Source organism: Deinococcus koreensis, assembly GCF_002901445.1.
Classification (GTDB): Bacteria; Deinococcota; Deinococci; order Deinococcales; family Deinococcaceae; genus Deinococcus; species Deinococcus koreensis.
The window spans coordinates 478,387-505,116 of the sequence record NZ_PPPD01000001.1; the positions used below are offsets into that span (position 1 = coordinate 478,387).

Genomic DNA, 26,730 nt, shown 5'->3' on the forward strand with positions numbered 1-26,730 from the left:
TTGTCTCCCGTATGACGAATATGCACCCTGGAAGTGACGGCACCTACAGCCTCCGCGATTTCGTGGCCCAGACCGCCGAGCGGGATCAGCCGGGAGATGTCTTCGAGCTGGAATCCAGCAAGATGCTGGAGGTCAAGGTCAACGGCCGCGTGTGGAGCAAGCTCGGCGCCATGATCGCCTACAAGGGCAACCTGAACTTCAAGCGCGAGGGCACGCTCGAAGGCGGGCTGATGAAGGCGCTCAAGCGCGCGGTCTCGCAGGAGATGAGCCCGTTGGCGAAGATCGAGGGCCGGGGCGTGGTCTACCTCGCCGATCAGGGCAAGGAAGTGCAGATCCTGAGACTTCAGGGCGACGCGCTGAACGTGAACGGCAACGACCTGCTGGCCTTCGAGGACTCCGTGCAGTACGACATCACCATGCAGCGCCGGGTGGCGGGCATGGTGGCGGGCGGGCTCTTCAGCGTGCGCGTGCAGGGCAACGGCCTGGTGGCGATCCTCTCGCACGGCAAGCCTCTGACCCTGCGCGTGACCCCGCAGGAGCCGATCTTCACCGACCCCAACGCCACCATCGCCTGGAGCGGCAACCTGCAGCCGCAACTGCGCGTGGATTCCTCGCTGCGCTCGATCTTCGGCCGGGGTGGCGGCGAGAGTTACCAGATGGTCTTCCAGGGCGACGGCTTCGTGGTCGTGCAGCCCTACGAGGAGTTCGAGCAGGGCCTGGGCGGCGACAGCGGCAACCAGGGCGGCGGCATGGGCCGCGCGATCGGCGACCTGTTCGACTGAGTGAGCTGTCCGGCTGATCCAGCGGGCTGAGCCGGCACGGCCAGCGGAGCCGGATCGGGCCACAGCGCTACAACAAGGGCCAGGGGCCGGAGGCGTGGACGTCCGGCCCCTGGCCCGTGCTGCCGCTCCCCCGAACGGGGGGGCCGCCTCCCCGCCTCCGGGCTCGGCCGGAAGCTCTACACTCCCGGGCGATGAGTCTGGTGGTGTTGGCGACGGGGGGAACGGGCGGGCATATCTATCCGGCGGTGGCGACGGCGCGGGAGCTGATCTCGCGCGGGCATGGGGCGCTGATCCTGGGGCAGGCGGGCGGCATGGAGGAACGGGTCGCCGCCGAGCAGGGGCTGGAGTTCCGGGGCGTCCAGGCCGGCAAGCTGGCCCGCAGCGGCCAGGGCAAGGCCGACCCGCGCGAGCTGCTGCGGGCCGCGCGGGGCGTGTGGCAGGCCCGCACGCTGCTCTCCGGACTGCGGCCGGGGGCAGTGGTGGGCTTCGGGGGCTTCGCCAGCCTGCCGGGGGTGCTGGCCGCCCAGAGCCTGGGCATTCCCACCGTGCTGCACGAACAGAACGCCCGCCTGGGCCTGACCCAGCGCCTGGCCGTGGGCCGCGCCCAGGCGGTCGGCACGGCCTACGCCGAGGTGGTCGGCCTGGAGGCCCGCAAGGCCACCCTGGTCGGCATGCCCGTGCGCGAGGAGCGCATGGAACGCGGCGAGGCGCTGGACAGACTCGGCCTGCAGGACGGCCCGCTGACCATCTTCGTGATGGGCGGCTCGCAGGGTTCGCTGTTCCTGAACAACACCGTGCCCGACACGCTGCGGAACATCTTCGGCGGCGAGGGGCTGGTGCAGCACGAGCTGGGCGTGATGACCCCGCGCATCGACCTGGACTTCGGCCCCGACCGGAGCGCGCTCGACCTGGGGGCCGGGGTGCAGGTGCTGCATTCCACCGGCCCGCGCTGGCTCGCGGACGTGGCGCCGCGGGTGCGCGGGCTGGACTGGTACCACGCCGCCGGCTACGTGGACGCCGTGGCCGCCTGGTCCGTGGCCGACCTGGCGATCACGCGGGCGGGCACCGGCACGCTGGCCGAAGCTGCGCTGCACGGCATCCCGCTGATCATGGTGCCGCTGCCCGAATCATCGGAGAACCACCAGTGGCACAACGCCATGAGCGTGCAGCGCGCGGGCGCCGGGCGCGTGGTGGAACAGGCGAAGGTCGGTGAGGCGCTGGGGGCGGCAGTGTTAGAGTGTGCGGCGGCAGGCACCCGGATCGCCATGCGCTCGGCGGCTGTGAAGCGTTCGCAGCCCGGTGCGGCCGCGCGCTTCGCCGACCTGATCGAGCGGCAGCTGTCCGGACAGGCCCCGCCCCCACACCCCACCCATGACTGACCTCTCCCCCGTTTTCCCGCCGCCCGGTTCCGCCGGGGAGCCCTCATCGTCTCCCGCTCTCCCTTCCGCCACCTCGGCAGCAGCCACCCAGGCCGCAGCGGCGCTGCACTACCACCTGATGGGCATCGGCGGCATCGGCATGAGCGCCTTCGCGCGGCTGCTGCGGGCGCGGGGGCACCGGGTCAGCGGCTGCGACCAGTCGCTGTCGGAACTGACCGCCCAGCTCGGCGCCGAGGGCATCGCCGTCTCGCTGGGCCACGAGGCCGTCCACATCACCAGCGCGCCGCAGGGGGCGTTCGGGCCGGTGGACGTGCTGGTGGCCTCCGAGGCGGTGCCCAAGGATCACCCGGAGCTGCGGGCGGCCCAGTCGGCCGGGATCGAGGTGCGCCCCCGCATGGCGCTGCTGGACGAACTGCTGCGCGCCGGGCCATCGGTGGGCGTGATCGGCACCCACGGCAAGACCACCACCACCTCCATGATCGCGGTCGCCATGCAGGGCGCGGGGCTCGACCCGGCCGCCTTCGTGGGCGGCATCGTGCCCGAGTTCAGCTCCAACGCCCGGGTCGGCCAGGGCCCTTTCGTGGCCGAGGTCGACGAGTCCGACCGGGCCTTCGCCGAACTCTCGTGCGAGACCGCCGTGTTCACGAACGCCGAGGACGACCACGTGGGCGGCAACCAGGCGACCTACTGGGAGACCGTCGAGCAGCAGCACGCGGGTTTCGCGCGCTTCGTGGCGGCGTCGAGCCGCGTGCTGCTGTGCGCCGACTGGCCGGGGCTCGAGCAGCTGTGCGTGGGCGCCAGAGAGGCGCTGAGCTACGGCCAGGCCGAGGGCGCCGACTACCGCGCCGTGGAGCTGAAACCGGACGCCGAGGGCACCTCCTTCCGCGTGAGCTTCCGGGGCACCCCGCTGGGCGAGGCGCGGGTCGGGATGCCCGGCCTGCACAACGTCCTGAACGCGCTGGCGGCGCTGGCGGTCACGCATCTGTACGGCGGGGACTTCGGCAAGGCGGCGGCGGCCCTGGCGGCCTTCCGGGGGCCGGGGCGGCGCTGGCAGCGCATCGGGGAACTGGGTGGGACGCCGGGCGGCGCGCTGGTGGTCGACGACTACGCCCACAACGCCACCAAGGTCGCGGCGGCGGTGCAGGCGGCGCGGCAGACCGGCCGGCGCGTCTGGGTGGTCTTCCAGCCCCACCGCTTCCTGCGAACCCAGCAGTCCTGGCCCCGCCTCGCCGACGCGCTGATGGACGCCGACGAGGTGTTCGTGATGGACATCGCCGCCGCCTCGGAAGCGCCCATCGAGGGCATCCACGCCACCCTGATCACCGGGCGCATGGAGGGGAACGGCCACCGGGGCGTGCGCTACATGCCGAACCGCGCCGAGGTGCTGGCGACCCTGCGGGCGCAGGCCGGGCCCGGCGACATCATCGTGACCATGGGCGCCGGCGACGTCTGGAAGCTGTCGCGCGAACTCGCCGGGGTGCCCACGTGACCGCCCACCACCCGAGCGCCCAGACGGTCAGCCGCACCGGCACGCGGGTCGAGCGCCTGCCGCTGGCCCGCTTCACGACGCTGGGCGTGGGCGGCGAGGCCGAGGTCTGGTTCGTGGAGACCGCGGCCCAGCTCCAGGAGGCCATGGAGGCGCCCTACCGCATCCTGGGCGGCGGCAGCAATCTGGTCATCGCCGACGAGGGCGTGTCCGAGCGGGTGATCCGCCTCAGCGGCCCGCTGGCCGAGCGCGACCTGAGCCCCGATGGGCAGCTCAGCACCGACGAGCAGATCGTCACCGGCTGGGTGGGCGGCGGCGTGCCCCTGCCCGGACTGATCCGGCAGCTCCAGAAACTCGGGCTGAGCAATCTGGAGGGCACCGTGGGTATTCCCGCGCAGGTCGGCGGCGCGGTGTGGATGAACGCCGGCACCCGCTACGGCGAGATGTTCGACGGCCTGCACACCATCGAGATCGCCACGCCAGGGGGCACCCGGCAGGTCTCCCCTGCCGAACTGGACTGGGGCTACCGCGACAGCGGCATTCCGCGCAACCACATCGTCACGCGCGTGCGCCTGAAGCTGCGCCCCAGCACGCCGGAAGAGGTGCTGGCCAAGATGGACTTCGCGGATCAGGCCCGCAAGGGGCAGCCCAAGATGAAGACGCCCGGCTGCGCCTTCAAGAACCCCGGCGGCGTGAGTGCCGGACGCCTGATCGACGAGGCGGGCCTCAAGGGCACCCGCGTGGGCAACGCGCTGATCGCGCCGGAGCACGCCAACTTCATCGTGAACCTGGGCGGGGCCACCGCCGCCGACGTGCACGCGCTGCTGGACGTGATCCGCAGCCGGGTGCCGGTGCCCCTGGAACTGGAATACGAGCTGTGGCCGGAGCGGCCAGGGCCGCTGTGACCGGCCACGGCCCCAGCGGCAATCGCCGGATCGCTCCGGTCGAGGTGGAGCCGGTCACGCCTGAAACGGTCGAATCGGACGAGCTGGAGCAGCCGACCCCCCTCCCCCGGCGGCTGAACTGGCCCTGGATCGTGGGCAGCCTGGCCGCCGCCGCCCTCCTGGCCGCCTCGTGGTTCGCGCTGCCGATCCGGCAGGTGGGGGTCAGCGGCAACCAGCAGCTGCCGGCCACGCAGGTCAAGGCGCTGCTGGGCGCCACGCCGGGTTTCGGCTGGCTGTACTACGGCCACTGGCGGGCCCGGCGGCTGCTGGAGAGCCCCTGGGTGCAGTCGGCCGTGGTCACGCGCCATTTCCCGGACGGCGTGGAGGTGCAGATCACCGAGCGGCGCCCGGTGGCCCGCTGGCGGCAGGGCGCGGACGCCCTGGCCCTGGCCGCCGACGGCACGCTCCTGCCCGGCGCCCATGACGTGGACGCGCTGCCGCTGGTGCAGGGCTGGGGCCCAGACCGGCGTGCCGACGCCCTGAAGGTGCTCTCGGCTCTGTCCGGGTACAATGTCCAGTCGGTGACTTACACGCCCGCAGGTTTAAAGGTTCAACTGCCCTCGGGGTCTGTCTGGAGTGGCGACCTCGCATCTCTCCTGAAGTATGCTGGGAGCATCAGCATGTACCCAGATCAAGACCTATCCATTTACCCCTGGGGGGTGAGCGTCCAGGAATGAAGGACCATCCGATTATCGTAGGCCTGGACATCGGCACGACCAAGATCACCACCGTGATCGGCGAGGTCGCCGAGGGCGGCAGCGTCGACATCATCGGCGAGGGCAGCGTGCTCAGCGAAGGCATGAAGCGCGGCTCCGTCGTGAACCTGGAGCGCGCCACCCACGCGATCCGGCAGTCGGTGCAGGCGGCCGAACGCGTCAGCGGCGTCAAGGTGGAGCGGGTCTTCGTGTCGGTGGCGGGCAACCACGCTAAGGCCATCACCAGCCACGGGCTGGCCGCCATCCGCCGCAACCAGGAGATCAACCAGCCGGACGTCGACCGGGCCATCGAGAACGCCCGCGCGGTGCCGCTCGATCCCAACCTGGAGATCATCCACACCCTGCCGCAGGAATACGTCGTGGACGGCCAGGAGGGCATCAAGAGCCCGGTCGGGATGCACGGCGTGCGCCTGGAGGTGGACGTGCATATCGTGGCGGGCACCGCCGGGCCGCTGCTGAACCTGCGCCGCTGCGTGCAGGAGGCCGGGCTGCAGGTCGACGGCTTCGTGCTGCACGCCCTGGCCTCGGGCCTCGCCACCCTGGAAGCGGTCGAGCAGATGCAGACCGTGATCGTGGTGGACATGGGCGGCGGCACCACCGACGTGGGCGTCTTCAAGCGCGGCAACCTGGCGCACTCCGCCTGCATCCCGATCGGCGGCGAGCACGTCACGGCCGATCTGGCGCAGATCCTCAAGATCCCGCTGGAAGAGGCCGAGAACGTCAAGAAGCGCTACGGCGCGGCCCTGCCCGAACTGGCCGACCAGGATCTCACCCTGGAGATCACCACGGCCTCGGGCAGCACCCACGCCATCAGCGCCTTCGAACTCTCGCGCATCATCAAGCCGCGCCTCGCCGAGATCTTCTCGCTGATCCGCGACGAGATCGACCATACCCTGGGGCCGGTGGAACTGGTCGCCCAGGGCGTGGTGCTCACCGGCGGCGCGGCCCAGCTGCGCGGCGTGGCGGAACTCGCCCGCGACCGCTTCCGGCTGCCGGTGCGGGTCGGCAAGCCGCGCGGCATCGGCGGCCTGACCGACATCGTGAGCGGGCCCGGACAGGCGGCCAGCGTGGGGCTGGTGCTGTACGGCATCGGCCAGGACGGCAAGGTGCCGCACTCGGTCTTCCGGCACGACCCCCAGGCCGAGAAGGTGCCCGGCCTGATCGAGGTCACGGCCCCGGTGGTCACCGCGCCGCCCCCCAGCACCCCCGCCCCCAAGGCCGCCCGGGCTGATGGCGAGGGCCTCATGGACCGTGTGCGGAACTGGTTCAAGGACTGGATGTAGGAAGCAGCTCTGCTTCCTGGGCGGTTCAGGCTCCCCGGCGTCGAGGCGTCCGGGGAGCTTCCCGTTGAGCGGCAGGGGCTCCGGGCGCTCCGGGGCCAGGACGGGTGAACCCGGTCTGCGGCTCCGTCCACGGCTCACACTCCGTGGCCTTCCGCCGGGCCGCCGCCCACCGCTGTGCGGGTCACGCTGTGGGGGTCACGGTACCCAGGATGGGTGTCCAACATGGCGGGTGGCACTCATGCTCAGGTGCGCTAAACTACCGCGAGTTGAGATGAACTCCACAAACGGGGCTTCACCTCTGTAAGGAGAAACGATGCAAGCGGCCAGAATTCGCGTGATTGGCTTGGGCGGGGCCGGCAACAACGCCGTCAACCGCATGATTGAATCCGGACTCGAGGGTGTCGAGTTCATCGCCGGGAATACGGACGCTCAGGTGCTGGCCAAGAGCCACGCTGAGATCCGCATTCAGCTGGGCGACCGCCTCACCCGCGGCCTGGGGGCCGGAGCCGATCCGGAAGTGGGCGAGAAAGCGGCGCTGGAAGACCGCGAACGCATCAAGGAATATCTGGAAGGCACCGACATGCTGTTCATCACCGCCGGCATGGGCGGCGGCACCGGCACCGGCAGCGCGCCGGTGGTCGCCGAGATCGCCCGCGAGATGGGCGTGCTCACGGTCGCCATCGTCACCCGGCCCTTCCGCTTCGAGGGGCCCAAGCGGCTGCGGGTGGCCGAGGAAGGCATCTCCAAGCTGGCCGACCGCGTGGACGGCATGATCGTCGTGAACAACGAGAAGCTGCTCACGGCGGTGGACAAGAAGGTCTCCTTCCGCGAGGCCTTTCTCATCGCCGACCGGGTGCTGTACTACGGCGTCAAGGGCATCAGCGACGTGATCAACGTCGAGGGCATGATCAACCTCGACTTCGCGGACGTGCGGAACCTGCTGGCCAACTCGGGCACCGTGCTGATGGGCATCGGCGCCGGGCGCGGCGAGAAGGTGGCCGAGGAAGCCGCCATGAGCGCCATCCACTCGCCGCTGCTGGAACGCGGCATCGAAGGGGCGCGCCGCATCCTGGTCAACGTCACGGGCGGCTTCGACCTGTCCATGACCGACGCCAACGAGATCGTCGAGAAGATCCGCGAGGCCACCGGCTTCGACGATCCGGACATCCTCTTCGGCATCACGCCCGACGAGGCGGCCGGCGACGAGGTGCGCGTGACCGTGATCGCCACCGGCTTCAACGACACGACCATCGGCATCGCGTCGGGCCTGCGCGGCCCCAGCCTGGAGACCTTCGTCAAGCCGGTGCGGGGAACGAGCAGCGGCTACGACCCCAAGGACTACGACATCCCCGCGTTCCTGCGCAACGTCGAACGGGACTGAGAGAGGCGCAGAAGGCAGATGGCTAAATCTTGAAACCATCTGCCTTCTGCCTTGAGCCTTCTGCCTCAGACGCTCAGCGTCTTGGCACAGCGGTACAGATCCCGGCTGACGTCCTTGCGCCGCTCCCAGGTCTCGTGCAGCGGCGTGTAGCAGATGCCGCCGGAGTCGCGGCCGACCATCACATCGCTGCGGCCGTCCATCAGGGCGTACACCGCCGCCTCGCCCAGGCGGCTGGCCAGGATGCGGTCGCTGGAGACCGGGCTGCCGCCGCGCTGGATGTGCCCCAGGATGCTCACGCGGGTCTCCATGCCGGTGCCCGCCTGGATGGCGTCGGCCACGCCCTGCGCGCCGCCGGGGTAGCCCTCGGCGACGATGATGATGCTGCCGCGTTTGCCCTTGGCGAGGCTCTCCTTGACAATCTCCACGGCGTCGGTGACCGGCTTGTCGTCCTCGGGGATGAAGACCTCCTCGGCGCCGCCCGCCACCGCCACGTCCAGGGCGATGTGACCGGCGTGGCGCCCCATGACCTCGATCACGAACACGCGCTCGTGCGAGGCGCCGGTGTCGCGCAGCTTGTCCACGGCGTCCAGCGCGGTCTCGACGGCCGTGAAGTAGCCGATGGTGTGATCTGTGCCGTACAGGTCGTTGTCGATGGTGCCCGGCACGCCGATCACGGGGATGCCGTGCTCCTGCTGCAGATAGTGGGCGCCATGGAAACTGCCGTCCCCGCCGATCACGATCAGGCCGTCCACCCCCCACTCGCGCAGGTACTTCGCCCCGCTGGCGCGGCCCTCGGGCGTGCGCCAGGTGCTGCTGCGCGCCGTGAGCAGGATGGTGCCGCCGCGCTGGATGGTGTTCGCCACGTCGCGCGGGCCGAGCAGATTCAGTTCGCCCCGGTGCAGGCCCGAGAAGCCCCGCCGGACGCCCACGACCTCCAGGCTCTCGAAGGTGGCGGTGCGGACGACCGCGCGGATGGCGGCGTTCATCCCCGGCGCGTCGCCGCCGCTGGTCAGCACCGCCACGCGCTTGACGCCGGCTGGATTGGGGTGGTGGATGGGGGTGGGTTCCGTCATGGGGGTCTCCCTGGGGGGATTGAGCTGGGGGCTTGAGAGGGTCGCCCCGGGCCGGGGAGGAACGGAGGCGAGCCGCCTGAGCCCGCTGGCCTGGACTCGTTAGGCGGTCTCGGCGCCGGTCACCTGCAGGGCCAGGGCATATGCGTCATTCTTACGCAAACCCCGCGCGATGAGAAGGTCACGTATATCTCGGGCGCTGTGGCCCTGGGCGGCCTGCGCCTGCGCCCAATCGCGCTGATCCCCCGGCTGCGGCTGCGCCACGGGCTGATCCTGCCCGCCAACGACGATCACGATCTCGCCGCGAACCTCGGCCGCGAAGTGCCCGGCCAGCTCGCTCAGGGGGCCGCGCACGGTCTCCTCGAAGCGCTTGGAGAGTTCGCGGGTCACGCTGGCAGGTCGTCCAGCGCCACACGCCCCCGCCAGATCGCGCAGCGTGGCGCCCAGGCGGTGAGGGCTCTCGTACAGCACGCTGGTCTCGGCGCGGGACGCCACGGCGCCCAGGCGCTCCTTGCGCTCGCGGCCCGAGCGGGGCAGGAAGCCCTCGAAGGTGAAGCGCCCGGTGGGCAGGCCCGAGAGCACCAGCGCCGGCACGAAGGCGGTGGCGCCGGGCAGGGCCTCGACCGGCACACCGGCCTCCAGGGCCGCCTGCACCAGTTCACTGCCGGGGTCGCTGATGCCGGGCGTGCCGGCGTCCGAGACGTAGGCCAGCCGGGGGTGCTTCTCCAGCACCTGGGCGGCCCGGTGCATGGTGTGGGCGTCGAGCCGCACCAGGGGTTTGCGGATGCCCAGGTGCGAGAGCAGCGCGCCGCTGCGGCGGGTGTCCTCGCAGGCCACGGCGTCCGCGCCGCGCAGCACCTCGATGGCCCGCAGGGTGATGTCGCCCAGGTTGCCGACCGGCGTGGGCACCAGCCAGACCCGGGGGCCGGCCCCGGGCACGGGCTGGGAACGGTCATGTGGATGGGTCTCGGGCGACTGGGTTCCAGGCAGCCCGGCGCTGTCGGGGGGCGGCGCCGGGTCGGGCCCATGATCCGGCCCGGGCTCGTCCGGTTCCGTGGCCTCCGGCTCCAGCATGTCCGGCCCTGTCACAGTCACCTCCGTCACGACCTCTTCAGCGGGAGCCAGCTCAGTCATTCCCGGGCATTTCCGTCGCCTGCAGCGCCAGCCCCGGGCTGGGCTTCAGGCGGATCCGCACCTTGCGGGGCCGCTTGAGCACCCCGACGATCCGCGCCCGCAGCAACTCGCCCTCTCCGACCGTCACGGTCACGACCGTTCCCTCCGGCAGCCGGGCGCCGATCACGACGACCACTCCGTTTTCGATAATGCCCTTGTAGGCCCTCATGCTTCCCTCCCCTGGGCCCGGCGCTGACGCCGCTCGGCCCTGGACAACGCCTCACGCAGCGCCACGATCTCGGATTCTCTGGCGCCGCCCAGGCGCGCGTATCGGTCGATCACTTCAGCGGCTTCCCGCCGCCGGTCCAGCCTGAGCAGCAGCGCGCCCAGGTGCTCGCCCCCGACGAAGTAGGCCCGGGGGTTCTGGGGATCGGCCCTGACCTGCTCGCGGGCCGCCTCCAGCCTCTCCAGGCTCAGGCGGTAGCGGGCCACCTGCCAGCGCACCAGCCAGGTGGCCAGCGCGAAGGTGAGCAGGGCGCCCAGGATCGACATCGTGACCGCCTGGGGCACGCCCACCTGCGCGCCCAGCCGTACCGACAGCGGGAAGCAGAAGGCCAGCACCACCAGCACGGCCAGGGTCGCGGCGTAATTCATGTCGCCCCGTTCATCCTGACCCCACCGGCGGGCTGTGACCCCTCATGCCAGACAGTGTAGCGGGCCAACGCCGCCAGGCGGGTCGGCACGGCACGGTTGACCCGGCGCGCGGATGGAGGGCGGAGCAGGTGGGCCGGGGCGCGCTAGGCTGCGCGGCGTGCGACTGCACCTGATCACCGTGGGAGAACCGAAACTGGCCTACGCCCGCGCCGGCTGGGACGAATACGAGAAGCGGCTGCGGCGCTTTCACAAGGTGCAGGTCAGCCGGGTACAGGGCAAGACCCAGGCGCTGGAGAGCGTGGCCGTGGCGCGCGCCGCCGGCCGCGCGCCGCTGATCCTGCTCGATCCGCGCGGCGGGCAGTTCAGCTCGGAGGGCCTGAGCGCGTTTCTGGAAGCCCAGGCCCTGGGCGGCGCCGGTGAACTGGCCTTCGCGGTCGGCGGCCCCGACGGCCACACCGACGAGCTGCGCGGCGCGGCCACGCGGCTGTGGAGCCTGGGCGAACTGACCCTGCCCCACGACCTGGCGATGGTCGTGCTGGTCGAGGCGCTCTACCGGGCGTCCAGCATCCATGCCGGCGAGCCGTACCACCGGGGCTAGGGCGCAGATCCAGAGCACGGGGCCGGCGCCTTGGACACCCGCCCGGACGGCCCGGCCCCCGGCGACTCCGCTGGTGTTTAGAGTGACCCCATGACCGACCCTGCCCCGACCGACCCTGCCCCCGGCGACCTCTGGTTCCAGCAGCCCACCCTCCGTGGCCGGATCGTCACGCTGGAGGCGCTGGGCGAGCAGCACGCCGCCGACCTGAGCGTGGGGGCCGACGAGGACACCCTGCGCTTCCTGTCGCGCGGCGGCCCCGCAGACTCGACGCCCGCGGCCTGGGCCAGCTACATCGCGCGCCTGAACGCCCTGCCGGATCGGCTCAACTGGGCCGTGCGGCTGAACGCCACGGGCCAGGCGGTGGGGCGCATCAGCTTCAGCGAGATCCGGGTGGCCGACCGCTGGGTGGAGATCGGCACCATGCTGCTACCCGCCGCGCAGGGCACCGGCGTGAATCCCGAGAGCAAGCTGCTGCTGATGGCCCGGGCCTTCGAGGCGCTGGGCGCCAGCCGCGTGCACTTCAAGGTGGACGCCCGCAACGGGCGCAGCGTGCGCGCCCTGCAGAAGCTGGGGGCCGTACAGGAGGGGGTGCTGCGCCAGTATCAGGTGCGGCCGGACGGCTCAGCGCGCGACTCGGTGATGTTCAGCGTGCTGCGCGCCGAGTGGCCGGCGGTTCGGGCGGGGCTGGAGGCCCGGCTGTCTGTACCCGGTACATGAGAATCGCCGGAAGCTTGTCAGAAAATCTTTGCTAGCGTGATGAGCCATGGGTCAGATCATCTGCTTTCCCCGAATCCGGGCCGCCACCAGGCGGGGCCTGGCGCTGCCTGCACTCCTGGCTGCACTGGGCCTGTTCGCCCCGGCGGGCGCCCTGATCGTTCCCATGACCGGCTGGGTGCCGGTGAACGGCGACGCCAACTTCTGGACGGACGCCAGCGGCGCCTGCCTGATGCGCGAGGAACGGCATGGGCAGGCCTTCCCGCTCTTCGGCACACCGGACGAGGCGCGCGCCTTCGCGCTGAAGCTGCAGACCACGCTGGACAAGCGCATGACGGCCGTGGTCACGCAGCCGGTCGACCGGGCCGGCGCCTGGGGCGTGCTGGCCGCCTACGACTACACCCAGGGCGGGGCCACCTACCGGGTCTCGCAGCTGTACCTCAGCGACTCGGGCATCCTGCGCACCATCACCGGCAGCAGCGCCCTGAGCGAGTCGGGCGAGTGCGTGAACTCCATGCGCGACTTCATCCGGTATCTGGCGAACTGAGCCCACAGCCCGGTTCCTGCGGAACCACCGGGCCAGGAGCAGGCGAAGCCAGCAGAGCGGACAGGCGAGGCGCGACGGACTTCCTCTGACCCGGAGGCGAGTCCGGTATGGGCGCACGCGCAACATCCGGCCTGGGCCGCACCCGCCTTGAGGCGGCCCGGATTCGGGTACAACGGGAGGATGCCCACCACACCGGCCGCCCTGCTCGAGCGCCTGAACGCCATCGCCGCCGCCCTGGAGCGTTCCCGGCGGGCGCTGGCGCTGATCGGTCTGGGCTCGGTGGGCAGCGAGCTGGAGCGGCTGGATCGCTGGTCGGATCTGGACTTCTTCGTGATCGCGCGCCCGGGCGAACGAGACTGGTTCATCCAGACCGCGGACTGGCTCCAGGGCGCCGCCCCGCTGGCCTACACCTTCCGCAACACGCCGGACGGCTCGAAGGTGCTGTTCCAGGACGGCATCTACGCCGAATTCGCCGTCTTCGGCCCACAGCAGCTGCCCGAACTGCCCCTGTGGGGCGCCCGGCTGGTCTGGGCCGCGCCGGACTTCCCGCAGGGGCAGCTTCCGCAGGCGGCTGCCCCGGGCTCCCCGCCCGCCACGGAACGCGCGCACCACCTGGGCGAAGCCCTGACGAACCTGCTCGTCGGGCTGGGCCGCTTCTGGCGCGGCGAGCGGCTGAGCGCCCTGAAGTTCGTGCAGGAGGACGCGCTGGGGCATGTGCTGGCGCTGGACGCCGACCGCGCCGAGCGCGCCGCCAAAGGGGCGCCGGGCGCCGACGCCTTTGGCCTCGAGCGGCGCTTCGAGCAGCGGTATCCGGAGGTCGCCCGCCTGCTGCCCGCCTTCGCGCCGGGCTACGGCGAGACCCCGCAGGCGGCGCTGGCCCTGCTGGAGCACCTGGAGCGACATGAGGAGGTGCCCCCGGCCATGTCGTGCGCCATCCGCGAGGCCGCCCAGCCTCCGAACCTCCAGTCAGGGCCGTGCTAACCTCGCCGCTTGAGATGGCACCCCAACTGACTCCCCTCCTGACCACCGTGGGGTTCCTCCCATGATGGTCGTCGCCGCCCTGTTGTCGTGGTTTCTGGTCGGCCTGTTTATCCGCGCGAGCAAGGCGCGGGGCTGGGGCCAGCCCATCCGCGTAGACGGCCCGGCACACCAGCACAAGGAGGGCACCCCCACGGCCGGCGGCGTGCCCTTCGTGCTGGCGCTGGCGCTGGTGTTCTTCCCGCTGTACCTGAGCGGGCAGTTTCAGGGCGGCCAGGCCGGCGGACAGCGCGAACTGATCCTGATGCTGGGCGCGCTGGGCATGGGCGTCATCGGCGGGATCGACGATCTGCTGAAGGTGCGGTCGCGCATGGTGGGCGGCAAGAAGGAGCTGCTGGCCCGCGAGAAGTTCCCGCTGCAGATTCTGGTCGCGCTGGTGTTCGCGTACTTCGCCGCGCCGCTGGCCTCGCACGAACTGGTGCCGGGCTTCGGGCGCTGGGGCGACATGGCCCTGATCACCTTCGTGATGGTCGGCGCGGTGAACGCCTTCAACTTCGCCGATGGCCTGGACAGCCTGCTCGCGGGCCTGTCGATCATCGTGCTGCTGCCGCTGATCGCGCTGTCGCCGGCCAGCGCGCTGCTGGTGGCGGTGCTGCTGGGCTTCCTGTGGTTCAACGCCCACCCGGCACGGGTCTTCATGGGCGACATGGGCTCCCACGCCATCGGGGCGATCGCGGCCGGCGCGTACATCCTGTACGCCGACGTCTGGCTGCTGCCGCTGGCGGCGATCATTCCGGTGGCGGCGGTGCTCAGCGTGGTGATCCAGGTCGTCTCGTTCAAGACGCGCGGCAAGCGGGTCTTCAAGATGTCGCCCATCCAGCACCATTTCGAGCACCCGGACGTCGGCTGGCCCGAAACCCACGTCACCATGCGCTTCTGGATGATCACCGCGCTCGCCACCGCGGCCGTGTGGTGGCTGCTGGGCGGCCGGCCCTAGCGCCCCGCCCCTGCCCGTGACGCCGACTATGACGCTCCCCGACCTCGCGCCCCTGCTGGCCCGCCGCGCCCACCTGCCCGGCCAGGGCACGACCGTCTACCGCGCGGTTCACACCACCGAGACCGCCGGGGCCTGGGCGCTGGACGTGGCGGCCGATACCGGGATGCTGAGCCTGTACAACCCGTTGAGTGAAGCGCAGGAGGCCGGGCTGGCCGCCGCCTGTGCCGAGGCGGCGGGGCTGGCCTCGGTGTACCTGAAGCGGAGGCCGGTCGAGGCCCGGCATCTGGCGAACGTGGCCCGCGAAAGCCTGTCGCCGCCGGAACCGGTGTGGGGCGTGGCCCGGCCCGAACTGACGGCGCTGGAGGGCGGCGTGCCCTTCCTGATCCGGCCCGGCGCCGACCTGAGCACCGGCCTGTTCACCGACGCCCGGCCCGCCCGCGCATGGGTGCGTGGGCACTCGGCGGACGCGCGCGTGCTGAACACCTTCGCCTATACCTGCGGCTTCGGCCTGAACGCGGCGCTGGGCGGGGCGGAGGTGGTCAAGAACGTGGATCTGTCCCGCAAGGTGCTCGCGTGGGGGCAGGCCAACTACGCCCTGAGCGGCCTAAGCGCCCCCGACACCGATTTCCTGTTCGGCGACGTGTTCGACTGGCTCGCCAGACTGCGCCGGCGGGGCGACCGCTTCGAACTCGTGGTGCTCGACCCGCCCAGCTTCGCGCGGGGCACATCCGGGACGTGGCGGGCCGAGCGGGATTACCCGGCGCTGCTGGCCCTGGCCGCCGGGGTCACGGCGCCGGGGGGCCGGGTGCTGGCCCTGCTCAACCACGCGGGCGTCGGCGAGCCCGCTTTCGGGCGCCTGCTGCAAGCGGGTCTGGAGCAGGCGGGCCGGACGGGGCGGAGCCTGACCCGGCTGGGCGCGGGCGAGGACTATCCGGGCGCGACCCACCTCAAGGCGCAGGTCTGGGAGCTGGGCTGAGGGCTGGCGCCCGCACCCGACCGGGCTGAACCGGGCTGGAGAGCAGTCGAGGTTCAGGCGACCCCTCCAGATGGGGAACCGGCCCCGAAGACGATCGCCCAGCCGCCCGACCCCAGCCCCTCAGACCCTGAGGCCCGCAGACGACAGCCCCGTCCACCCGGCCCGACTTGTGCACCGCCTCACTTCGTTTTCTAAAGCGGCAGGTATGCTGGGGGCATGACCCAGACTGCCCAGACCACTGCGGCCCAGGCCGACGCCGCCAGCGCTGAAGCCCAGGTGCTCGTGCCCCTGACCACCCCCGAGGACGTGGACGCCTTCCTGAAGGAGTACCCGCTGGCCGCCGTGTTCAAGGCCGGCACCTGCCACAAGACCATGCAGGGCTTCGGGGTGCTGGAAACCTTCCTGCAGCGCCACGAGCTGCCCGTGGGCTTCATCCGGGTGGTCGACTGGCGCCCGGCGAGCAACCATGTCGCCGAACTGACCGGCATCCAGCACCACAGCCCGCAGTTCATCCTGTTCCAGGGCGGGCAGCCGCAATTCGAGGTCAACAACTGGGACATCACCCCCGAGGCGCTGGAGCCGGTGTTCACGGCCCACGTGCCGGCCCGGCAGGGCGTGGTCGGCGTCGCCACCGACGACAACGTGGAACCCTACCGCCGCCTGATGCGCGCCTACCTGGAGGGCAGCCTGAGCGAATGGGCCTTCCAAGATCAGTACGTGAACATGTTCCGCGACGACGCCAGCCTGCGGAGCCAGCGCGAGTTCGAACTGCTCTCCCGTCTGTTCGGCGATCCGGACGCCTACCACGGTGGCCTGCACCAGCTGGGCGCCCCCCAGGAACGCGGCGACCTGAAAGCCCGCGTGGCGGCGCTGCTGAGCGAACTCGGCTGAGCCCATCCGGTCGCCTCCACTGAACCCAGACCGCGCCGCCGCGCGGTGACGTCCGGCCCCAGGAGATTCCTGGGGCCGGATGCTGTGCTGAGGGGACACGGCCTCCGGGCGCGGCTTGATGGATCTGCCACGCCAGCGCGACTCGGCACCGTCCGCGACGGCCTCCACCCGGCCGGAACCACCGCCACCCGTTTCCCCCGAGACGCCTGATGGGAAATGAGACGACCGACCATTGGATGCAGACTGCGCATTGGTCGTCGGGCAGGATGGCGAGCGGCGCTCGCCCTCCCTGGGCGAGCCTGGACTGGGGCACGGTTTGACCATTCTCCAGCCGCTTCCAGCCGGCGTCCGGAGCGGGACGTGAACTTTTCCACGCGTGTAAGCCGCTGGTAAGAGGCCGCACAGTGTCATGGCACCGTGTCACAGAGGCGTTTCTTAAGGGCCTTCTCATCCCACTGCGGCTGAGTCCCCCTCCGGGCCGCGCCTCTGCCCCCAGCCCCTCACCTCAGCCCTCCAGCGTGCCCGATTCCCGACTGCGCGCCGAACCCACACGCGGAACCCGACCTCGGAACCCAAGCTTTCTGGACACCCAATGACTGGACGCTCATGACCCATCCTGCCCCTCCCCCTCCCACAAGCGCCGCACTGCCCGTGCCCACTGATCAGGCGGTGTACACGGCGATCAGCACGGATCATTACCCCTGGACGGACATCGCCGTGGACCTCGCCACCCGCCGCTCGCAGGGGGCCAGCTGCGTCTTCGATGCCTGGCAGGACGGGCGCTGGGCGCGCTTCGTGTGGGCCCGGGGCGAGGTGCTGGGAGGCTTCACCTGGGGTGGGCAGGACGTGTCGTGGGCCACGACCATGCAGGCCCTGCCCCGGGCCCAGGTCAGCCTGAGCACCCAGAGTCCGAAGATCGCGGGACTGGTCTGGGCGGCCCGCGCCAGCACGCCGCAGCCTCTGGACGACGTGTGGCCCGGGCTGCAGCGGCGCCTGGAACGCGAGATGTTCTCGGGCGTGCTGGTGTCCGGCACCGGCGGCAGCTACTGGGACTCCGGCCAGGTGATCGGGGGCACCCTGCCGGCGCCGGGCGCGGCCGCCACGGCCTATGCCCCCTACGCCGAGGTCAGTCCTCAGGCCCTGGCGACCCTCTGGAAGGAACTGGTGGAGGTCGTGGCGCGCAGCGTGCCGCTGGAGACGGCCTGGTGGGAGGTCAGCACGCGCCTGAGCGTCACCTACGACTGCCTCGACCCCTTCGCCCGTGAGATCGCGCTGCGCGGCACGGCGCTGCACATCGACCCGGCCCTGGAGGTCAGCGAGTTCCGGCCCGCCCTGCTGGCCGCTCTGCGGGCCTCGCTGGCCCGCCTGGGCGTGCGGCTGGCCGACCTGCCCACGGCGCCCCTGCGGGATCGTCCGGAATGGGCCGCCGCCGGACTGGAGACGCTGTGACCTCCCTGAACTGGCCCGAGGGCCTGAGCGACACGACCCCGATGCCCTACCGGGTCTGGAAAGTGCTGCACGCCGTCGACGGCCTCCGGGGAACCGACGAGGTGGCCCGGCTGGCCCGCACCACCCCCGCCGACGTGCAGTTGCAGCTGGATGAAGCGGCGCGCTGGGTCGGCCAGGCCGTGCAGCGCGAGCAGCAGGTCGGCGACGCCGTGGCGCGGGTGGTCACGCAATGTCTGGCGGCGGCGGTCGGCCCCCTCGCCTCGCTGATGGTGGACGAGGTGCTGGAGGAACTGGGCCAGCAGGCCACCCTGAGCGCCCTGCTAAACCGGCTGGCGGCCCAGCTGTCGCACGACCGGGCGCAGCTGTTCGTCCGGCAGCTGCGGGAACGGGGGATGGCGTGAGGGCGCCGCCCGCCAGCGGGCCGGCGGCACGGAGCAGGGGCACATATTGGTGTGATCAGGGCAGGGGGAGAACGGCATGAAATATACGGTGGTGATCAGACAGGCAGTGAGCGACGACGGACGGCTTCAGCTGGAGCAGCTGCTGACGGAACGCTTCGGGCTCACTCCCGAGCAGGCGCAGCGCCTCGCCTCACGCCGCACGGGCCGGCTGATGAAGCCCACGAGCCGCGCCCGCGCCGAGCTGCTCATGACGATGTTCCAATCGGTGGGTGCCGAGGTCGCGCTGGAAGGCGTGCGGGACGAGACCAGTGTGATCACCGAGCCCTTCCAGGCGGTGGCCCCCACCCCGGCCTTCATGGCGACCGACGCCTTCCCCGACGACGCCCCCCTGGCGCCGGCCCGCGCCCCCGGCAGCCCGGCCGGGGCCACGCCGGCCAGCCCCGATCCCTTCGCCGCCGCCGCGCCCGCCTGGCCCAGCGCACCCATGCCGAGTGCCGTGCCGGGTGCGCCGCTGCCCGCCACCCCACGGTCAAGCCCCTTCCAGACCTCCCCAGCCTTTCCTTCGCTGGCAGCGGCGGCCCTGCTGGAACGGCCCGGCGACGTGGAACTGATCCGGGACAGTTCCCCCTTCGCCAGAAGCCCCATGCCCGAGGTGACGGCGCCCCGGGTCTCCAGTACGCCGGCCCCGGCTGCCCCCATGACGGCCGCCCCCATGACGGCGGCCCCGTCTCCAGCCGCACCCGCATCCCCAGCGCCGGAGTCCATGGTGAGCGCTCCTTCCGAGATGGATGTCTGGACGGATTTCACCGGCGCCCTGACCATGAACGAGCCGCCGCCCACCCCGGAGGGCCGGCCCGAGTCCGTGGTGATGCCCATGCTGCTGAGCCCGGCCGACGAGCCCGGAACGCGGCGGGCCCGTCGCCAGTCTCTGTCCCGGCGCCTGCTGCTGGGCACCCTGCTGCCCCTGGGGCTGGCCACCGCGCTGACCCTGCTGCTGCTCAGCGCCCTGCTGCCGCGCCTGCAGGGACAGATCGTGCAGGATCAGGCCCAGACCCTGGCAGCGGCGCTGGGCACCACGCTGAGCACCGGCAGCCAGAGCGTCTCGAACCTGCAGCTCGACGCCATCGTCAAAGACCGCAACGTGGCCTTCGTGCGGATCGAGAAGCCCGGGGGCAGTTCGTACCTGCGCTCGGCCGATCCACGCGTGAACGCCGCCTGGAACAAGGAAGTGGGCCAGTGGACGGCCCGGCACCCGGATCGCGGCTCGATGCGGCTGGGCGGCGAGACCCTGGTCGTGACCCGCGTGGCGGTCGTGGAGAACACGCTGGGCCAGCCGACGGCCGTGCCGGTGAAGGCCGCGCCGGGCCAGTTCACCCACAAGGTCACGGTGGGGCTGCGGAACGACCGCTTCCGGGCCAGCCTGCGCGACACCATCGGTCTGGTGGTGCTGACCTCGCTGTTCAGCCTGCTGGTCGCGTCGGTGCTCGCCAACCGCACCGCGCGGGCCGTGGTGCAGCCTATCGAGCAGCTGGTGAAGGCCGCCGACGCGATCAGCATGGGGGATCTCTCCCGGCCGGTCAGCGCCGACCGCAACGATGAGATCGGGGATCTGGCCCAGGCCCTGGAGCGGATGCGCCTGAGCCTGGAATCCGCCCTGGAACGCCTGCGCCGCCGCAAACGCGAATAGTTGTCCATTCAGGGGCACAGGGAAGGGCCGGGACTTCAATCCCGGCCCTTCATCCTGCAGTCGATGGCTCGCTCAGCTGGCCTTCAGGCCGTCTTTCAGGCCACGGATCTGGTCGTGGCTCTGCTGCACCTTGGCGTACTGCGCCTCGACCAGCGAGCGGACGTCGGCCGGCAGGTCGCTTTCCTTCAGCACGTCCTGGTAGTTCTCCACCGCGACGTCCTCGCCACGCTCGCACTCGGCGACCACCTGGTAATCGTCGCGGCCGGTCACGGCGTCGCGGACGTTGAGCCAGGTGCGGTGCAGGGCGGCGCCCACGCTGCCGCCTTCGCGGGGCTTGTCGCCCATGGTGCCGATCCGGGCCTCGATCTCGGCGGCCATGCTGGCGCGCTGGGCACTGCGCTCCGTGAACAGCGAGCGCAGCTGCGGGTCGGTGGCGTGCTCGGCCGCGTCCTTGAAGCCCTTCTCGCCGTCGCGCACGGTGCCCAGGAGGTACTGGAGTTTGTCGAGAACCTGTTCGTTGTTCATCATGGGAAGCTCCTTCCGGCACGGCCACGTGGGGCTCATGGGGCGTGCAACGTGTCCAGCCTAGTCAGCTCCGTGAAGGATCGTGTGCGGAAGGTGGCGGGCAGCGTTTACGGAACTTTGAGCTGACCTGTACCAAGTCTCCATGCACGCGGAAGGCCGGGGGGAAGGGGCGTGTAGGCTGCCGTATGGCGGAACACTCGGGCTGGGCCCTGCGGATGACCTGGCGTGACCTGTGCTTCATGCACTGGCCGGTCGACGCGCGGCACCTGGCCGCCACCCTGCCGCCGGGGCTGGAGCTGGACACGTTCCAGGGGCAGGCGTGGCTGGGCGTGGTGCCCTTCCGCATGAGCGGGGTGGCCCCACGCTTCCTGCCGGACGTGCCGGGAGTCAGCGACTTTCCCGAACTGAACCTGCGAACCTACGTGCGGCCCTCCAGGCAGCAGGACGGGGAAGGCGGCGTCTGGTTCTACTCCCTGGACGCGGCCCAGCCGCTCGCCGTGCGGCTGGCGCGCACCCTGTTCCATCTCCCCTATTTCGATGCCCGGATGTGGGTCTCCCACGCGGCGGGCGTGACCCGCTACGCCAGCCTCCGCACCCACCGCCACGCGCCGGGGGGCCGCTTCGCCGGCGCCTACCGGGCGGTGGGAGCGCCCCTGGCCGCGCCGGAGGGGAGCCTGGAACACTGGCTGACCCACCGGCTATACCTGTATTCCGCCGATGCCTCGGGCCGGCTCTACCGGGGGCGGATCCATCACGAGGCCTGGCCCCTGCGCCGCGCCGAGGCGGCGATCACCGAGAACACCCTGGCCGACCGCCTGGGCGTGACCCTGCAGGGCGAGCCCCACCTGATGCACGCCGGGGAACTGCAGGTGCGGGCGGACTGGCTGCAGCGGCTGGAGTAGACCGGGCGGAGTTCAGCGGGTGGGCGGCACAGGGCAGGCGTAAGGAACTTGCCCTTTCGATGTTGCCCATGGACGGACGACGGTTCTCAGCGGTCAGATCGGCCAGATATCAAGCGGATGCGTCCCCGGCGCGGCCCTGAGCCTACGCCTGATCCGCCCCACCGGACAGCTGCAGCGCGAAGGCTTCCTTCAGGCCCGCCTCGGCGGTGTCGCGGGCAATCTGGGGGGCGTGGCTCAGGGCGAGCACGGCGCGGTAGGTTCGCACGGCCAGGTCGCGGTCTCCCAGGGCGTCGCGCACCTGGCCCAGCCGGGCGAGCACCAGTCCCGCCAGGCTGCGTGGCAGTTCGCCCTGCAGACTGTGGGCGGCGCGCTCCAGCAGCTCGCGCGCCGCCTGCAGGTCGCCCACCGCGAGGTGGATGCTGGCCGCCGTCGCCTGCAGTTCGGCCTCAGGGGTCACGCGGTCGCCGGTCTCCCGCTCCAGGGCCTCCAGCAGCGCGGTCAGGTCATCCTCCTCGCGCAGTTGCCAGGCGCGGTCGGCCAGGGCCCGCAGGCGGCTGGTCTCGCCGGGAGTGAAGGCGCTCAGATCCGGCAGGGCCGCTCCTGGCAGGCGGGCCAGCAGTTCCGGCAGATCGTCCAGCGGGGCGATCACCACGCCCGTGTGCCCGGAGAGCCGCCCGGCCAGCCGGGTCAGCCGGCGATCCCGCCAGACGGTGCCCGGCCCCTCGTCCAGCACGCGGCGCTGGGTCTCGTGGTAGCGGGCGGCGGCGTCCAGCACCTCCGGGCCCAGCAGGCGGTCGGGAGCGGCCGGGGTGCCCAGCAGCGCCGCGAATTCGCCCTCGGCGCGGCCCGCCTCCCGCAGCCTCTCGCGGCCCTGCGGGTAGAGCTTCAGGAAGTCGAGGAACTGGTCGTATTCGGCCTCGGCCCAGGCCCAGTCCTCGGTGAAGCCCTCGCGGATGGCGAGACCGGCGGCGGGAAGCGCGTCGCGCAGCGGGTGATCCGGGTCGGCCGACGAGGCCCACAGCACCTCACGGGCACCGAGCGAGCGCACGAGTTCCACCACGGTGCCGGCGTTGTACTGCGGATAGAGCCGCAGCAGGTCGCCCAGATCGGGGAGCAGAGTCAGGCTCACGGCGCCACCGTTGCGCCGCGCCGCGCCAGTTCGCTCAGGAAGGCGTCCGGATCGGCGGGGGTCAGGAAATAGGCGCGGCCCGCGTGTTCCACGATCACCCCCCGATCCGGCCGGCTCGCCGCCGCCATCACGGCCGAGCGGGCATCCGGCCCGAAGGTGAAGAAGCCCGTGAGGTAGCCCGGCAGGCCGGTGCCGAAGGTGCGCCAGCCCAGCCGCCCAGCCGAGCGGCGGGCCGTAATCTCCGGAATGGCGAGCCGGGTCGTGCCCGAGAGCCGGCGTATCAGCAGGTCGGTGCTCGTCAGGGCGTAGCCCAGGCGGCGCGGGGCCAGCCAGAACAGCAGGCCCAGCAGCACGGCCAGCGTGCTCATCAGCAGCATCAGCAGGGAGCGCGGGGCCGGGGCGCCGTCCGGGCCGGGCAGGAAGGCGCCCAGCAGGATCAGGGCCGGGACGCCCAGGAGCAGCAGGCGCTGGGCCGGTGATCCGGCGGCCGGCGCGACGGGGATGTCGAGCAGGCCCGGAGCCCTCACGCGCTGGCCCCGTTCCGGACGCGGCCGTCGCCCCGACCTACCCGCACGAGGTCGGTCACGCCGTCGACGCGCAGGATCGCGGCGCGCACGGCAGCCAGATCCGCGTTGCCGGTCACCGCGAGGCGCAGCAGGATGTGCGCCACGGAGTCCATGCCCACCCGCGCGTCCACTTTCAGGGGGCTGCGCTTCTCGGCGCTCAGCGCGCCCAGCACGTCGGCCAGCAGGCCCGAGCGATCCGGCGCGATGACGTCCAGATCGACCAGCGTGCTGCCGGGCGTGCCGGCGTCCCAGGAGGCGGCCACGCAGCGTTCGGCCTCGTACTTGAGCAGGCGGATCATGTTCGGGCAGTCGATGCGGTGCACGCTCACGCCGCGCCCCCGCGTGAGGTAGCCCATGATCTGGTCGCCCCGAATGGGCGAGCAGCAGTTGCTGAGCTTGGTGGTGGTGGTAAAGCCCTCCACGTACACGCCGCCGTTCTCCGGGCGGGGAGCGGCGGGCGCGCGGCGCTGGGCCGGGCCGGCCTGCTCCTGCGCCAGACTGGGCGAGAGCACCCGGCCCACCGCCGAGGGCGTGAGCTTCCCGGCGCTCAGGGCGTGGTAGAGGTCGTCGGGGTTGCGGCTGCCGATCAGCTTGTTGGCGGCCTCCTCCAGCAGTTTGGTACGCATGAGCTGGCGCACCGGCAGCTGGCGCTTGCGCAGGTAGCGCTCCAGCAGGTCGTGGCCCTTCTTGAGCGCCTCGGCGCGCTCCTGGGTGCGGAAGTGGTGGCGGATCTTGGAGCGCGCACTCCTGGTGACCGTGAAGTTCAGCCAGTCCTTGCTGGGGTGCCCGTTCTTGGAGGTCACGATCTCGACCATGTCGCCGTTGCCGAGCTTGTGCGAGAGCGGCACGATGGAGCCGTTCACGCGCGAGCCGATGGTCGTCTCCCCGATGCGCGAGTGGATGTGGTACGCGAAATCGACCGGCGTGGAACCCAGCGGCAGGCTGATCGCCATGCCCTTGGGCGTGAAGACCCGCACGCGCTGCGAGAGGATGTCGGACTTCACGGCGTCCATGTAGTCGGACGCGTCGTTGATCTCGTTCTGCAGTTCGCGCAGCTGCGAGATCCAGTTCTCGCGGTCTTTCTGGGCCAGCTGACCGCCCTGCTTGTACATCCAGTGGGCCGCGATGCCGAACTCGGCGACCTCATGCATGCGCCGCGAGCGGATCTGCACCTCGATGGGCTGGCCGCTCTGGGAGATCACGGTGGTGTGCAGCGACTGGTAGCCGTTGGGCTTGGGCACCGCGATGTAGTCCTTGAAGCGGCCCGGCAGCGGCGTCCAGATCGAGTGCACGATGGAGACCGTGTGGTAGCAGATGCGCTTCTCGCGCGTCTCCTCGGCCCGCTCGCGGCGCTTCTCGTCGGTGCCGGCGGGGGCCACCAGATCACGCGGGGTGAGGATCACGCGGATGGCCAGCAGGTCGAAGATCTGCTCGAGCGCCTTGCCCTCGCGCTGCATCTTGTTGTGGATGCTCCAGAGGTGCTTGCTGCGCCCCGCGATGTCGATGTCCGCGACCCACTCGGGCAGCTCCAGATCGTCGACGAGCGCCTCGTTGAGCTGCGCGACCGCCCGCTCGATCAGCGCCTGGCGCTCCTCCTGGCGGGTGCGCAGGCGGCTGCGCAGGAAGTCGTACTCCTCGGGGTGCAGGTACTGGAAGCTGAGATCCTCGAGTTCCCACTTGATCTGCCCGATGCCCAGGCGGTGCGCCAGCGGCGCGAAGACCTCCATGGTCTCGCGGGCGATCCTGACCTGCTTCTCGGGCTTCATGGCTCCCAGCGTCCGCATATTGTGCAGCCGGTCCGCCAGCTTGACCACGATGATGCGGATGTCGTCGGTCATGGCGACCAGCATCTGGCGCAGGTTCTCGGCCTGCACGTCGCGCCCGGCGTCGCTGACCTCGGCGGCCTGCGAGCCCTGCTTGGAGAGCTTGGAAACCTTGGTCTCCCCTTCCACGATGCGGCGGACATCCGGGCCGAAGCCCTCTTCGATGCCCTCGAAGGTCACGTCCTCGACGTCCTCCACCGTGTCGTGCAGCAGCCCGGCCATGATGGAGTCCGAGTCCATGCCCAGCCCGGCCAGGATGACCGCCACCGCCACCGGATGCGTGATATAGGGCTCGCCGCTCCGGCGGAGCACGCCGCTGTGGGCACGCCGCGCGAACTCGAAGGCCCGCTCGATGCCGTCACGTTCAGCCGGCGGCCGGTTCGCGACCAGCCGCCTGAGTTCGTCCATTCCCCCATACTCCCCTGTCGAGTGGTGCTCGCGCTCCGGCACGACGCAGAGCATAGCGCGCCGCCCGTCGGGGCGTCCGGGGGCTGTCTCACGCTGGGGGGGCTCACGCTGGAGCGCAGCCACAGCAAACACCCACCCGGTGGGGTGGGCGTGGGAGTGTGGGAAGAGGGAGGCCGTTAGCGCCGGTCACGCACGCGCACGGGAATGGGCACCAGCTGCGGTTGGGGTTCGCCCTTGAGCGCCTCCCGGAGCCAGTCAATAAATTCGCGCAGGCCCTTCATGGACTCAGTGTAAGACTTTCTTTCTGACACAGATGGCACCGGGCTTACGGTCGATTCACGCAGCCCGTGGGGGATGACACAATGCCCGCCATGCCGTCGCCTCTGTCGCCGCTCTCCCCCCGCCCCGTGGTGCTCGACCTCGATCCCGGCCATGACGACGCCGTGAATATCCTGCTGGCGCTCGCCAGCCCGGAGCTGGAGGTGCTGGGCCTGACCACGGTGTTCGGCAACGTGGGCCTGGAGCGCACCACCCGCAACGCCCTGATCACCCGCGAGCTGATCGGTGCGGCCGTGCCGGTCTATGCCGGCGCCGACCGCCCGCTGGTGGTGCCGACCATCTCCGCCGAGGCCGTGCACGGCGCCAGCGGCCTGGACGGCCCGTCTCTGCCCACCCCCACGCGCGGCACCGAGGACGAGCACGCGGTCGACTTCATCATCCGCACCGTGCGGGCGCGGCCCGGCGAGGTGACCCTGGTGCCCACCGGCCCCCTGACGAACGTGGCCCTGGCGCTGCGGCTGGCCCCGGACATCGCCCCCCTGATCCACAGGGTCGTCTGGATGGGGGGCTCCACCGACACCGGCAACTGGACGCCGGCCGCCGAATTCAACGCGCTGGCCGACCCGCACGCGGCGCACATCGTCTTCACGAGCGGGGTGCCGCTCACCATGATCGGCCTGAACGCCAGCCATCAGGCCATCGCGCACCCGGCGCGCGTGCAGGCCCTGCGCGCCCTGGGCACCCCGGTCGGCGAGTTCGTGGCGGTGCTGCTGGAGTTCTTCGCCGGGCACCATCTGGAGCGTTACGGCTGGGACGGCGGCGCGCTGCACGACCCGCTGACGGTGGCCTGGCTGCTGCGCCCGGAGCTGTTCGAGACGCGCCCCATGCACGTCGAGATCGACCTGACCGACGGCCCCAGCCAGGGCCGCACCGTGGCCGACGTGTGGCGGGTGACCGGCAAGGCGCCCAACGCCGAGGTCATGACCGATGTGGACGCCGACGGCTTTTTCGCCTTCCTCACGGAGCAGATCGCCACCTACCGGTAGGCGCGC

27 protein-coding genes are annotated in these 26,730 nt (G+C 71.3%); 19 read left to right on the forward strand and 8 right to left on the reverse strand.

Annotation, left to right across the window (positions count from 1 at the left end; genetic code table 11):
- Positions 1–11 precede the first annotated feature (11 nt).
- The 7 genes from CVO96_RS02220 to ftsZ all read left to right on the forward strand — a co-directional run bounded on the left by CVO96_RS02220 (position 12) and on the right by ftsZ (position 7,971).
- Positions 12–782, forward strand: coding sequence for an AIM24 family protein (locus CVO96_RS02220; RefSeq protein WP_103309847.1), 771 nt, complete (start codon positions 12–14; stop codon positions 780–782).
- A 191-nt stretch (positions 783–973) separates the two neighbouring features.
- The gene (murG, locus tag CVO96_RS02225) at positions 974–2,161 is read left to right on the forward strand and encodes an undecaprenyldiphospho-muramoylpentapeptide beta-N-acetylglucosaminyltransferase (protein WP_103309849.1); all 1,188 of its coding nucleotides are present in this window, start codon (positions 974–976) and stop codon (positions 2,159–2,161) included.
- Positions 2,162–2,279: 118 nt separating this feature from the next.
- Complete coding sequence (murC, locus tag CVO96_RS02230; protein ID WP_243398429.1) at positions 2,280–3,650, forward strand: UDP-N-acetylmuramate--L-alanine ligase; 1,371 nt, start codon at positions 2,280–2,282, stop codon at positions 3,648–3,650.
- A complete protein-coding gene (locus tag CVO96_RS02235) occupies positions 3,647–4,552 on the forward strand; it encodes a UDP-N-acetylmuramate dehydrogenase (protein WP_103309854.1) in 906 nt (301 codons plus the stop codon). The genes murC and CVO96_RS02235 overlap by 4 nt, the downstream gene beginning before the upstream one ends.
- Positions 4,549–5,268 carry a cell division protein FtsQ/DivIB gene (locus CVO96_RS02240; RefSeq protein ID WP_243398127.1) on the forward strand — a complete coding sequence of 240 codons (720 nt, stop codon included), beginning with the start codon at positions 4,549–4,551 and terminating at the stop codon, positions 5,266–5,268. The genes CVO96_RS02235 and CVO96_RS02240 overlap by 4 nt, the downstream gene beginning before the upstream one ends.
- On the forward strand, positions 5,265–6,590 hold the full coding sequence (gene ftsA / locus CVO96_RS02245; RefSeq protein WP_103309856.1) for a cell division protein FtsA: 1,326 nt from the start codon (positions 5,265–5,267) through the stop codon (positions 6,588–6,590). The genes CVO96_RS02240 and ftsA overlap by 4 nt, the downstream gene beginning before the upstream one ends.
- A gap of 313 nt (positions 6,591–6,903) precedes the next feature.
- Positions 6,904–7,971, forward strand: coding sequence for a cell division protein FtsZ (gene ftsZ / locus CVO96_RS02250; RefSeq protein ID WP_103309859.1), 1,068 nt, complete (start codon positions 6,904–6,906; stop codon positions 7,969–7,971).
- Positions 7,972–8,036: 65 nt separating this feature from the next.
- Here the strand turns inward: ftsZ and pfkA are convergent, their stop codons facing one another.
- The 4 genes from pfkA to CVO96_RS02270 form a co-directional block, all read right to left on the reverse strand.
- Positions 8,037–9,044, reverse strand: coding sequence for a 6-phosphofructokinase (gene pfkA / locus CVO96_RS02255; protein WP_103309861.1), 1,008 nt, complete (start codon positions 9,042–9,044; stop codon positions 8,037–8,039).
- A gap of 99 nt (positions 9,045–9,143) precedes the next feature.
- A complete protein-coding gene (gene rsmI, locus CVO96_RS02260; RefSeq protein ID WP_243398128.1) occupies positions 9,144–10,145 on the reverse strand; it encodes a 16S rRNA (cytidine(1402)-2'-O)-methyltransferase in 1,002 nt (333 codons plus the stop codon).
- A 22-nt stretch (positions 10,146–10,167) separates the two neighbouring features.
- On the reverse strand, positions 10,168–10,383 hold the full coding sequence (locus CVO96_RS02265) for a hypothetical protein (protein WP_103309863.1): 216 nt from the start codon (positions 10,381–10,383) through the stop codon (positions 10,168–10,170).
- Positions 10,380–10,808, reverse strand: coding sequence for a hypothetical protein (locus CVO96_RS02270; protein ID WP_103309865.1), 429 nt, complete (start codon positions 10,806–10,808; stop codon positions 10,380–10,382). The genes CVO96_RS02265 and CVO96_RS02270 overlap by 4 nt, the downstream gene beginning before the upstream one ends.
- Positions 10,809–10,965: 157 nt before the next feature.
- Between CVO96_RS02270 and CVO96_RS02275 the strand changes: the two genes are divergently transcribed.
- From CVO96_RS02275 to CVO96_RS02320, 10 genes are all read left to right on the forward strand, one after another.
- Entirely contained in the window at positions 10,966–11,406 is a 441-nt protein-coding gene (locus CVO96_RS02275; protein WP_103309867.1) for a 23S rRNA (pseudouridine(1915)-N(3))-methyltransferase RlmH, read from the forward strand.
- 90 nt (positions 11,407–11,496) lie between these two features.
- Positions 11,497–12,123 carry a GNAT family N-acetyltransferase gene (locus tag CVO96_RS02280; protein WP_103309869.1) on the forward strand — a complete coding sequence of 209 codons (627 nt, stop codon included), beginning with the start codon at positions 11,497–11,499 and terminating at the stop codon, positions 12,121–12,123.
- Between the two features lie 46 nt (positions 12,124–12,169).
- A complete protein-coding gene (locus CVO96_RS02285) occupies positions 12,170–12,667 on the forward strand; it encodes a hypothetical protein (RefSeq protein WP_243398129.1) in 498 nt (165 codons plus the stop codon).
- Positions 12,668–12,847: 180 nt separating this feature from the next.
- On the forward strand, positions 12,848–13,648 hold the full coding sequence (locus tag CVO96_RS02290; protein WP_103309871.1) for a hypothetical protein: 801 nt from the start codon (positions 12,848–12,850) through the stop codon (positions 13,646–13,648).
- 61 nt (positions 13,649–13,709) lie between these two features.
- The gene (locus CVO96_RS02295) at positions 13,710–14,642 is read left to right on the forward strand and encodes a phospho-N-acetylmuramoyl-pentapeptide-transferase (RefSeq protein ID WP_103309873.1); all 933 of its coding nucleotides are present in this window, start codon (positions 13,710–13,712) and stop codon (positions 14,640–14,642) included.
- Positions 14,643–14,670: 28 nt separating this feature from the next.
- A complete protein-coding gene (locus CVO96_RS02300; RefSeq protein WP_103309875.1) occupies positions 14,671–15,618 on the forward strand; it encodes a class I SAM-dependent rRNA methyltransferase in 948 nt (315 codons plus the stop codon).
- Between the two features lie 216 nt (positions 15,619–15,834).
- Positions 15,835–16,509 (forward strand): monothiol bacilliredoxin AbxC, encoded by a 675-nt coding sequence (gene abxC / locus CVO96_RS02305; RefSeq protein ID WP_103309877.1) that lies wholly within the window; start codon positions 15,835–15,837, stop codon positions 16,507–16,509.
- A 651-nt stretch (positions 16,510–17,160) separates the two neighbouring features.
- Complete coding sequence (locus tag CVO96_RS02310) at positions 17,161–17,958, forward strand: hypothetical protein (RefSeq protein ID WP_243398130.1); 798 nt, start codon at positions 17,161–17,163, stop codon at positions 17,956–17,958.
- Complete coding sequence (locus CVO96_RS02315; protein WP_243398131.1) at positions 17,955–18,359, forward strand: DUF8082 domain-containing protein; 405 nt, start codon at positions 17,955–17,957, stop codon at positions 18,357–18,359. Before CVO96_RS02310 ends, CVO96_RS02315 begins: the two co-directional genes overlap by 4 nt.
- A 76-nt stretch (positions 18,360–18,435) precedes the next feature.
- Positions 18,436–20,046 (forward strand): HAMP domain-containing protein, encoded by a 1,611-nt coding sequence (locus CVO96_RS02320; RefSeq protein ID WP_103309884.1) that lies wholly within the window; start codon positions 18,436–18,438, stop codon positions 20,044–20,046.
- Between the two features lie 72 nt (positions 20,047–20,118).
- Here the strand turns inward: CVO96_RS02320 and CVO96_RS02325 are convergent, their stop codons facing one another.
- On the reverse strand, positions 20,119–20,574 hold the full coding sequence (locus CVO96_RS02325) for a PA2169 family four-helix-bundle protein (protein WP_103309887.1): 456 nt from the start codon (positions 20,572–20,574) through the stop codon (positions 20,119–20,121).
- A 182-nt stretch (positions 20,575–20,756) separates the two neighbouring features.
- Between CVO96_RS02325 and CVO96_RS02330 the strand changes: the two genes are divergently transcribed.
- Positions 20,757–21,473, forward strand: a complete 717-nt coding sequence (locus tag CVO96_RS02330) for a YqjF family protein (protein ID WP_243398132.1) — start codon at positions 20,757–20,759, stop codon at positions 21,471–21,473.
- Positions 21,474–21,615: 142 nt separating this feature from the next.
- Here CVO96_RS02330 and CVO96_RS02335 read toward each other — a convergent pair whose 3' ends face one another.
- From CVO96_RS02335 to CVO96_RS02345, 3 genes are read right to left on the reverse strand one after another with little or no spacing between them, the layout of a single operon-like run.
- A complete protein-coding gene (locus CVO96_RS02335) occupies positions 21,616–22,602 on the reverse strand; it encodes a tetratricopeptide repeat protein (protein WP_103309890.1) in 987 nt (328 codons plus the stop codon).
- Positions 22,599–23,129 (reverse strand): PH domain-containing protein, encoded by a 531-nt coding sequence (locus CVO96_RS02340; RefSeq protein WP_103309893.1) that lies wholly within the window; start codon positions 23,127–23,129, stop codon positions 22,599–22,601. Before CVO96_RS02340 ends, CVO96_RS02335 begins: the two co-directional genes overlap by 4 nt.
- Positions 23,126–25,399: a RelA/SpoT family protein gene (locus CVO96_RS02345; protein WP_165795347.1), complete on the reverse strand. Its 2,274-nt coding sequence runs from the start codon at positions 25,397–25,399 to the stop codon at positions 23,126–23,128. Before CVO96_RS02345 ends, CVO96_RS02340 begins: the two co-directional genes overlap by 4 nt.
- A gap of 371 nt (positions 25,400–25,770) precedes the next feature.
- On the opposite strand from CVO96_RS02345, the gene CVO96_RS02350 reads away from it, so the two are divergent.
- Positions 25,771–26,724 carry a nucleoside hydrolase gene (locus tag CVO96_RS02350; RefSeq protein WP_103313251.1) on the forward strand — a complete coding sequence of 318 codons (954 nt, stop codon included), beginning with the start codon at positions 25,771–25,773 and terminating at the stop codon, positions 26,722–26,724.
- Positions 26,725–26,730 lie beyond the last annotated feature (6 nt).